Raw genomic sequence first — 8,998 nt, 5'->3', positions numbered from 1 at the left:
CGTTCCCTCGCACCCCGCCCCCCCCCCAACCCCTCCCTTGTCAGGGAGGGGAGCCACATCACCCCAACCACCACCACCCGATCGCCCCGAACAGCGCCAGCGCCGCCCAGCCGCCCTTGGCGGTCAGCAGATAGAACATGCCGACCAGCCCGACCCCGGCAAGGATGCCGCGCAACGCCTCGTCATCGGCGATCCACGGCAGGATCAGCACCCCGCCGATCAGATTGCCCGCCGCATTGGCCGCGATCCACAGATAGGACAGCCCCGCGCCGATCGATCCGAGCAGCGGCAGCTTGATCGTCGCATAGCCGCGCATCTTGCCCGGAAACAGGTCGGCGGCCAGATGCAGCCCGATGCCGAAGCCCAGCCCGGCCGCCACGCCCCATGTCCGCGGATCGAGCAGCGCGACCAGCATCGGGATCACCCCGTGCAGCAAGGCGCTGCGATGGTTGAGGTTGAGCGGAGTGTCGAGATCGGGCAGCCGCGTGCCCGACGCCGCCGCCGTCACCACGGTCGCCACCACCACCCATGGTGCATGGCCACCGGTGAACGCCAATATTACGCTGAGCAAAAGAAACAGGGAAGGCGCCACGGCCGCCCCCTAACCGCCATGTACTCGTTATGTCCACCGTCCCGAGGAAATTTCCTTTACGTCAGCGGCACGCTGACCAGCGCGTCGATCGCGCCTTGCAGGATGTACGCGGCGGCCAGCTTGTCGACCCGCTCGGCACGCTTGGCGCGGCTCAGGTCCTCGGCGATCATCTGCCGCTCGACCGCGACCGTCGACCAGCGTTCGTCCCACAGAAAGATGGGGAGGGCCAGATCATCCAGATTGCGCGCGAACGCCCGCACTGACTGCGTGCGGGGGCTGTCGCTGCCGTCCATGTTGAGCGGCAGGCCGATCACGATCCCGCGCACCGATTGCTGGCGGATCAGCGTCTGCAACTGCGCCTTGTCCGCGCTGAACTTCGTCCGGTTGACCAGCACCGCCGGGCTGGCGAAGCTCCACCCGGCATCGCACAGCGCCGTCCCGATCGTCTTGGTGCCCACATCCAGCCCGATCAGCCGCCCGCCTTCGGGCAGCGCCTCGCGATATATCGTCCGGTCCTCGGTAATCATCGCGCCGCCTCCCACGTCGCCAGCCGCCGCAGCGCATCGGCGCGGACGTTCGCCCAAAACAGGCTGTAGTCATATACATGCCAGTTGTTGCCCGGCAGCACATAGGGGCCAAGGTCGGGCAACTCGCTCCCCATCGACAATATGCCGCGCCCCTCGCACCGGGCCGGCACCAGCCCCGGCGTCAGCACCGCGCTCGTCAGCGCTGCGTCGGGCACCAGCGTGCCGAGATTGGCGCTGGCCGGCGCGGCGGCATCGGGCGTGCCGGTCAGCGGGTTGGTGCAGACCATCGGCGTCGCCGCGCGCGATCGGCCGTCGAACCCGGTCGTCGCGTCATAGGTGTCGAAGATCAGCGACGGATCGGCCGGATCGGCGAAGCTCTGCCACGACAACAGACACCCCGCCTGCTCCGCGCCGCGACATTCGGGCAGCCCCAGCGCCGCCAGATCGGTGACGCGCGACACCGGCCACCCGACGACATAGGCCGCGACGATCCGCCGGGCGAGGCGCGTCCCCGCCACCTTCTCGCGCAGCAGCCGCGTCAGGTGCAGCGCCCCCTGGCTATGCCCGGCGAGGATGATGGGGCGTTTCGGATCGGCCTCGGCGACGAACCGGTCGAATGCCGCCGCCACGTCGCGATAGGCGAGGTCGAGCGCCTGGGTCGCCGCACCCTCGCTGGTCAGGAACGCGCCGAACGTCGCCTGACGATAGCGCGGCGCCCACACCCGCCCGGCGGCGGCGAATGCGCTGGCCTGTCCACGCAGGAACACCTGTGCCCGCCCGTTGGTCTCGCCATCGTCGAGCGCGGCGTTCCACCGGTCGGTCCCGACGAACGAGGTCGGATGGATGAAGAAGATCTCGGCATTGCCCGGCGCAGTCCGCGCGACCCCCGGCGGCAGCCAGTCGACCGGCGTGTTGGTCAACCCCGGCCGCGCGAACCACATCCCGCGTTTGGCATAGGCATCGCCCGCCACCGCCGGCGCGCCCTGAAACGCGACGCCGGGCACCATCGCCCGCCGCAGCAGCGCCACCCCGAACAGGCGATAGGCAAACGCCGCCACGATCGCCAGCACGATCAGCGTCGCCACGACATACAGGAACTTGCGCGCCAACCGGCTCTCCTCAGGGATTTTCGCCTAGGTGCGCGAAAGGGCGATCGAGCGCAACGCCCCCCCGCCGTCATTCCGGCGAAGGCCGGAATCCACGGACACGCAACGCCCGCGCCTCCATGGATACGGTCCGTATCCATGGATTCCGGCCTTCGCCCGAATGACGAGCAGCGTGCAACCCTTGTCCCCACCGCCCACATTCTCTAGGCGGGTAGGCGCAAGCGCCCGTCGGGCGCCCCCGGGAACTCCAATGCTGCTCGCGATCGACGCCGGCAATACGAACGTGGTCTGCGCGCTGGTTGACGGCGACACCATCGTCGCGCGCTGGCGCATCGCCACCGATCCGAGGCGTACCGCCGACGAATATGCGGTCTGGCTCAGCCAGTTGCTGGCGCTCGACGGGCGCGACCGGTCGTGCATCGACGGCGTCATCATCGGCACCGTCGTGCCGCGCGCGCTCCACAATCTCGAAGTGCTGGCGTCCAAATATTTCGGCGTGACCGCGCTGGTCGCCGGACGCGGCACCGCCGATTACGGCATCGCGCTCGACGTCGACGAACCCCATGCGGTGGGTGCCGACCGGGCACTGAACGCCATCGCCGCGCATGCCGCGCACCCCGGCGACCTGATCGTCGTCGATTTCGGCACGGCGGCCACCTTCGACGTCGTCGACTATACCGGCGCGTACAAGGGCGGGATCATCGCGCCGGGCATCAACCTGTCGCTCGACGCGCTGGTGACGGCCGCCGCGAAGCTGCCGCGCATCGCCATCGAGGCTCCGGCGACCACCTCGGTCATCGGACGCAATACGGTAGACCAGATGCACATCGGTATCTATTGGGGCTATATCGCGATGATCGAGGGGCTGGTCGCGCGCATGAAGGCCGAGATCGGCCGACCCGTGCGCGTGATCGCTACCGGCGGCCTCGCCATCCTGTTCGAAAAACACACGCAGGTCTTCGATGCGATCGAACAGGACCTGACCATCACGGGACTGGCGATGCTGTGGCGCCGAACCCATATGTCCCCAGCAAACAGCGACTGAAACCAAGACCCTCGCGAATAGGCGCGAGTTTAGAAAGAGACTTAGTGACCCCAAAGAAAGAACTGCTCTTCGTCGCGCTCGGCGGATCGGGCGAGATCGGCATGAACGTCAACCTGTACGGCACTGCCGGCAAATGGCTGATGGTCGATTGCGGCGTGACCTTCGCCGACCCGGCCTACCCCGGCATCGACGTGATGCTCCCCGATCTTCAATTCATCGAAGAACGCGGCGACCAGCTCACCGGCATCGTCATCACCCACGGGCATGAGGACCATATCGGCGCGTTGCCGTATCTCGCCGCCGATCTCGGCGTGCCGATCTACGCCACGCCGTTCACCGCCGGCCTCATCCGCGGCAAGCTGGACGAGGAAGGCATTTCCGACCGCGTGAAGCTGAAGATCGTGCAACTGGGCGGCGACGTGAAGGTCGGTCCGTTCGGCGTGCGCTTCGTGCCGATGGCGCATTCGATCCCCGAGGCGACCGCGCTCGTCATCGATACCCCGCATGGCAAGATCTTCCATTCGGGCGACTGGAAGCTCGACCGCGAACCGATGGTTGCCACCCCGGCGACCCCGGAGGAACTGACCGCGATCGGCGACGAGGGCATTCTTGCGCTGGTGTGCGATTCGACCAACGTCTTCAACAACGAAGCCTCGGGCTCCGAAGCCGATGTCCGCCAGGGCCTGTTCGAGCAGGTATCCTCGGCCAAGGGCCGCCGGGTGATGGTGACGAGCTTCGCCTCTAACGCCGCGCGGCTCCACACGCTGGGGCAGGTCGCGCGCGACACCAACCGCGAGATCTGCGTCGCGGGCCGTTCGCTCGACCGCATCCTGAAGGTCGCCAAGGCCACCGGCTATCTCAAGGACTTCCCGCAGCCGGTCGACTACGACACCGCGATGCGCCTGCCGCGCGATCAGGTCCTCATCATCGCCACCGGCGGGCAGGGCGAACAGCGCGCGGCACTCGCCCGCGTCGCCAACCGCGAACACCAGTTGTCGCTCGAAGCGGGCGACCGGGTGATCTTCTCGTCCAAGCAGATTCCGGGCAACGAAGTCGCGATCGGCCGCATCCAGAATCAGCTCGCCGCCGCCGGCATCGAGATGATTACCGATCGTCAGGCGCACGTCCACGTCTCGGGCCATCCGGGCCGCCCCGAACTGGCCAAGCTCTATAAATGGATCCGGCCGAAGGTGCTGGTGCCGGTGCATGGCGAGATGCGCCACCTGATGGAACATGCCCGCTACGGTCTGTCGCAGGGGGTCGGCCAGACGCTGGTCCAGACCAACGGCGACATCGTACGGCTTGCGCCGGGCAATGCGACCAAGATCGGCAAGGCCGTGGTCGGTCGCCTCGCGCTCGACGGCGACGTGATCCTGCCGGCCGAGGGCAGCACGATCAACGAACGGCGCAAGCTCGCCGCGTTCGGCCATATGTCGGTCGCGGTCGCGGTCGACCGGCGCGGGCAACTGGTCGGCGATCCGCAAATCCGCGTGCAGGGCGTGCCGGTCGAGGAAGACCGCGAACCCTTCCTCGAGGAAGCAGTCGATGCGGCGGCCGAGGCGGTGAACGCCAAGAGCCGTGAACGCGGCAAGCTTCCGGAAGCGATCCGGCTGGCCGTCCGCCGCGTGGCGACGCGCTGGACCGGCAAGAAGCCGGTGGTCGACGTCCTCATCATCAACGCCTGAGGACGGGGAGGGGCGGGCGCATGGCATGGCAGTCGGCGCTCGCCATCTGGATGCTGTTCTGGGTGCTGGCGATGTTCCTCGTCCTGCCCTTCGGCATCCGCACCACCCACGAAGCCGGCGAGCCCCCCGTCGCGGGCCAGGCCGACAGCGCCCCCGCCGGCTTCCGCCTCCGCCCGATCCTGTGGCGCACGACCATCGTGTCGCTGGTGCTGTTCGGCGCGTTCTACCTGAACTACGTCTACGGCTGGGTCACGTCCGACATGCTGGACTATTATAACGGGTGAGGGGGGCGGCGGTGCATTCGACCGTCAGCAAATATTGGCGTATAGCCGTCGCGCTTGCGCCCAGCATCGTGCTCGGCGCGGTAATGCGGTCGTGGTTACAGGCATTCGGATACAGCCGGCTGGAATCGCTCGTTATCCGGTGCGCTGCTGGCGTGGCCATAGCGATAGTCCTCTTGTGGTTGATGGACCGCCTACTGCCCGGGTCGAGGAATAATCTGGAATAATATCCGCTCGACCGAACTGGATCACCTTCACCGAACCACATACGCCTTCTGTACGATGCCCACCGGCTCCCGATACGTCCGGAACCCCATCGCCTCGTAATAGCGCAGACCGGACGCATTACCCGCCGCGATACAGGCGTCGATTGTCTCCAGCCCCGCCTGTTCCGCCGCCTCGCGGCTGGAACGGAACAGCGCGCTGCCGACGCCCTGCCGGTGCGCACGCGGGCTGATGTGCGTACCGATGATGCCCCATCCTTCGGGCACGTCGTACCGGTTGCCGCCTTCTGCGCGGAGCAGCGACTGGAAGCCGACGACCTCACCGGCAGCGTCGATCGCCACCGTGCAACGGATGCTGGCGGGGTTTGCCAGATACTGCCGGATCACGAATGCCTCGTCGCTGGGGCGTTCGCGGCCGGTATGCTCGATGATCTCGCGCAGCACCCGGCGCAGGGCGGCAGCATCGCCAATCGATGCCAGGCGCATATCCATGGTATTCCCCCCGATCGAACATCGCGGTCCGATGGTTCGACTGTCCTACACGCCTCGCGGGTGACAGAATATTATGACCCCGCTCTTTCCGATCGTCCATCCCGCTTAAACCATCGGCTACACCGACAGGTGTAAGAAACCCGCGCCAAGTCATTGATTCCGGGTAAACGCATTTCCGCCGAAACGACGCTGTTGTGTAAACTTTGTAAACTTTGCCGCCTATCCGGCCACCCACCGCGCCGCCAGCATCGCCAGCAACAGATCGGCGTACTCCCAACCATCTGCCCGCGCCGCGATCGCCGACAGGCAATCCTGATCGTCGCGCCCCGGTCGCCCCGGACCGGTCATGTTGGGCTTCATGTTGAGGTCGAACAGGTGAAAGTTTCCACCGGCATCTGCCCGGCAATCGATGCGGATCGCGCTGCGCGACCCGACCATCGCCGCCGCCGCCTCGCACGCCGCGACCATCGCCACCACCGCCGGCTCGTCCATCCGCGCCGCCGGGATCGCCACGCTGTTCGCGCTCACCGGCACGTCGCCGTTATACGGCGCGACGCCACCGCGCTGGTCGAACCGCAGCACCGGGCGCAACGCATGCTGCCCCCCGGCGACCCGCCCGTCGGGCCGGGGGGCCTCCGGCGGCAGGACGGTGATCGTCATCTCCTCGCCCGGCAGATATGCCTCGACCATCAGCATGTCGCCGAATGTCGCCGCCGCGATCAACGCCCCGGCCGCCGCCACCAGTCCGGGCAGATCCGCAACCAGCGTCACCCCTTGGCTGCCGCGCCCGCGCACCGGCTTGACGATCAACGGAAACGCCATCCCCCGCGTCACGATCGCCCCGGCGACACCGTCCAGCGCGACCACCCCCGGCCGGGCGCTGCCGCTCAACAGGAACGATCCCGCCACCGGCAGCCCGGCGTCGCCCAGCATGCGGTTGGTGGCGAACTTGTCGTCGAACCGCTGCATCGCCGCCGGTTCCTGCCCGACGATGCCGACCGGCGCCCGCACTTGCTCCAGCGGATGCCCGGCGAACAGCACGGTATTGGCCCAGATCGTGTCCGCCCCTGCCGCAATCGCCGCCGCGATGCCCGCAGCGGTATCGGGAAACACCCAGTCGAGCGCCACCGCCGGATCGGGAGCCGCGACCGGCGTCGCCACCGTCACGCCGCGCCCTTGCAGCGCGACGGCGATGTCGGCCCCGCCGTCCGAATAGCCGCCGGGCTTGGCATCCTTGCGCAACCCGTCGATCACCGGCGGCGGCAGCGCTTGGTACAGGATCGCGACGCAACGCTGGGTCACAAGGGGCACCTCCGCTTCGGAACGGTGCCCGCCTACCCCTCGGGCGTTATCTGTCAATCAGTTACGCAACCGCTCGATCGCCTGCGCCAGCACGACGTACAGCTTGCCCATGTCCGACGACAGCAACGTCACCCCCATCGACGATCCGTCGCGCAAACTCAGCACCTGCCGCAGCATCGCCTCGAAATCATGGATGTAGCGGTTCACCTGATCGCTGAACCCCTCGTCGCCGTCGTACAGCAGCGCGATGTCACGCGCCTCCGCCCCGTCGATCAGCCGCACCGCCCGCCGCGTGAACACGCCCCGGTCGCCCTTGAGATACGCGGCCCATGCCGTGTCCGACACATCGGTCGACAGCGACTTGGCGATGTCGATCGACGCCGAATTCATCGCCTCGATCAACGTCGTTACCCGGCGCGAGAATTGCTCGCTGTCGGCCACTTCACGCTCGGCGCGCGCGGCGGCCATCCGGGTTTCCAACTCCTCGCCGGTTTCGGTGATCTTGACCATCTGTCGCGACAGCCGCTCGCCTGCCTCGATCGCGGAGGCGACCGCCTGATTGGCGATCGACGACAGTTCCGCCACCTGATTGGTGACGGCGCGGTCGACCGCATTGGCCAGCGCGCGCGTCCCCTGCGCCTCCAGATCGCGGGCGACGTCGGGCAGCACCTTGGCCAGCGTCTGCCGCGCCTTGGCGCTGGCGCTCTCGGCGGTATCGCGGATGCGCAGCATCGCTTCGGACAGCCGGGGTGCGGCATCCTCGGCGAAGCGCACGGTGGTCGCGATCGTTTCGTCGGCGATCTCGCGAACCTCGGAAATCCGGTCCTTGCCCAGATCGAGCGTGTCGAGCAGCTTCTGCTGCACGCTCGTCAGTGTCTCGCGCTGCATGTCGACCACGCCGGCGATCGCCTCGATCGCCTCGTGCGTGCTCTCGGCTGCCGTGACCAGTGCCAGCAGCTCGGGCTTGGCCCGCGCCACGATGTCGCGGCTGGCCGTGACCCGCGTGTCGAGCCGGTCGAGCGCGCCGGGCAGCGTCTCGTCCATCTCGCGCGCGGCGGCATCCAGCGCGGTCAGCACTTCCTCGGCGGTCCTGACCACGCGGCGCGCGGTTTCGTCGTTGCCGTCCAGTGCCTCGGTCAGTGCATCGGCGACCTGGATCAGCACCTCGATCGATCCCGCGACCGCCTGCACCCGCTCGACGCCGCTGACGCGCAGCGCATCGAACTTTTCATCGAACCCGGTCAGCCCGTCGTCGAGCATCGCCAGCAACGCCTCGCCATCGCGGCGTCGTTCGGTCAGCCGCGCCTCGATCGTGCCGGCGATCGACTGAATCCGCTCGATCCCGTCATGGCGCATCGTCTCGAACCGGCTGTCGAACGCATCCAGCCCTTCGCCGAGCGTCGCCAGCATCGACTCGCTGTCGCGTCGCCGTTCGGCCAGTCGTTCGTCGATCGCGTTGGACAATGCCTGTACCCGTGCGATGCCCTGCGCCTCGATCGCCGCGAACTGCGCGTCGAAGCTTTCCAGTCCTTGTCCCAGCGTCGCGAACATCGCCTCGCCATCGCGCTGGCGCTCGGCCAGCCGTTCGGCAATCGCGTCGTAAGCCGCCTGCGCGCGGGCGATACCGTGCGACTGGACCGCCGCGAACTGCGCGTCGAAGTTTTCGAGTCCCTGACCCAACGTCTCGAACATCGCCTCGCCATCACGCCGCCGCTCGGCCAGCCGCTCGCCAATCGCGTCGGAC

9 protein-coding genes are annotated in these 8,998 nt (G+C 67.7%); 3 read left to right on the top strand and 6 right to left on the bottom strand.

The window, feature by feature from the left end:
- Nucleotides 1-58 precede the first annotated feature (58 nt).
- Genes ASE78_RS12490 through ASE78_RS12480 form a run of 3 tightly spaced genes read right to left on the bottom strand, consistent with a single transcriptional unit; the run spans nucleotide 59 to nucleotide 2,228 of the window.
- On the bottom strand, nucleotides 59-592 hold the full coding sequence (locus ASE78_RS12490; protein WP_156351496.1) for a hypothetical protein: 534 nt from the start codon (nucleotides 590-592) through the stop codon (nucleotides 59-61).
- A gap of 56 nt (nucleotides 593-648) precedes the next feature.
- Nucleotides 649-1,119 carry a Holliday junction resolvase RuvX gene (gene ruvX, locus ASE78_RS12485; protein ID WP_056497946.1) on the bottom strand — a complete coding sequence of 157 codons (471 nt, stop codon included), beginning with the start codon at nucleotides 1,117-1,119 and terminating at the stop codon, nucleotides 649-651.
- Entirely contained in the window at nucleotides 1,116-2,228 is a 1,113-nt protein-coding gene (locus ASE78_RS12480) for a DUF3089 domain-containing protein (RefSeq protein WP_056497677.1), read from the bottom strand. Before ASE78_RS12480 ends, ruvX begins: the two co-directional genes overlap by 4 nt.
- Before the next feature lie 247 nt (nucleotides 2,229-2,475).
- Here ASE78_RS12480 and ASE78_RS12475 point away from each other — a divergent pair, with 247 nt between their 5' ends.
- From ASE78_RS12475 to ASE78_RS12465, 3 genes are read left to right on the top strand one after another with little or no spacing between them, the layout of a single operon-like run.
- Nucleotides 2,476-3,270, top strand: coding sequence for a type III pantothenate kinase (locus ASE78_RS12475; RefSeq protein WP_056497675.1), 795 nt, complete (start codon nucleotides 2,476-2,478; stop codon nucleotides 3,268-3,270).
- A 44-nt stretch (nucleotides 3,271-3,314) separates the two neighbouring features.
- Nucleotides 3,315-4,955 carry a ribonuclease J gene (locus ASE78_RS12470; RefSeq protein WP_056497673.1) on the top strand — a complete coding sequence of 547 codons (1,641 nt, stop codon included), beginning with the start codon at nucleotides 3,315-3,317 and terminating at the stop codon, nucleotides 4,953-4,955.
- Nucleotides 4,956-4,975: 20 nt separating this feature from the next.
- Nucleotides 4,976-5,239, top strand: coding sequence for a DUF1467 family protein (locus tag ASE78_RS12465; protein ID WP_055760114.1), 264 nt, complete (start codon nucleotides 4,976-4,978; stop codon nucleotides 5,237-5,239).
- Nucleotides 5,240-5,490: 251 nt separating this feature from the next.
- Here ASE78_RS12465 and ASE78_RS12455 read toward each other — a convergent pair whose 3' ends face one another.
- The 3 genes from ASE78_RS12455 to ASE78_RS18990 all read right to left on the bottom strand — a co-directional run.
- Complete coding sequence (locus tag ASE78_RS12455; RefSeq protein ID WP_056497667.1) at nucleotides 5,491-5,952, bottom strand: GNAT family N-acetyltransferase; 462 nt, start codon at nucleotides 5,950-5,952, stop codon at nucleotides 5,491-5,493.
- 219 nt (nucleotides 5,953-6,171) lie between these two features.
- Complete coding sequence (locus ASE78_RS12450; protein ID WP_056497665.1) at nucleotides 6,172-7,254, bottom strand: biotin carboxylase; 1,083 nt, start codon at nucleotides 7,252-7,254, stop codon at nucleotides 6,172-6,174.
- 57 nt (nucleotides 7,255-7,311) lie between these two features.
- On the bottom strand, nucleotides 7,312-8,998 hold a 1,687-nt coding region (locus tag ASE78_RS18990; RefSeq protein WP_162236502.1), incomplete at its 5' end, for a hypothetical protein.

Origin of the sequence: Sphingomonas sp. Leaf25, assembly GCF_001421635.1 — a bacterium.
Taxonomy (GTDB): Bacteria; Pseudomonadota; Alphaproteobacteria; order Sphingomonadales; family Sphingomonadaceae; genus Sphingomonas.
Note: the sequence above shows the minus strand (reverse complement) of the source record. Positions and strands in the feature narration are given on the sequence as shown.

What these genes read in the sequence shown, in the direction of transcription:
- ASE78_RS12475 (WP_056497675.1), top strand. Translation starts at nt 2,476, where the DNA reads ATGCTGCTCGCGATCGACGCCGGCAATACGAACGTGGTCTGCGCGCTG.
- ASE78_RS12455 (WP_056497667.1), bottom strand. Translation starts at nt 5,952, where the DNA reads ATGGATATGCGCCTGGCATCGATTGGCGATGCTGCCGCCCTGCGCCGG.
- ruvX (WP_056497946.1), bottom strand. Translation starts at nt 1,119, where the DNA reads ATGATTACCGAGGACCGGACGATATATCGCGAGGCGCTGCCCGAAGGC.
- ASE78_RS12465 (WP_055760114.1), top strand. Translation starts at nt 4,976, where the DNA reads ATGGCATGGCAGTCGGCGCTCGCCATCTGGATGCTGTTCTGGGTGCTG.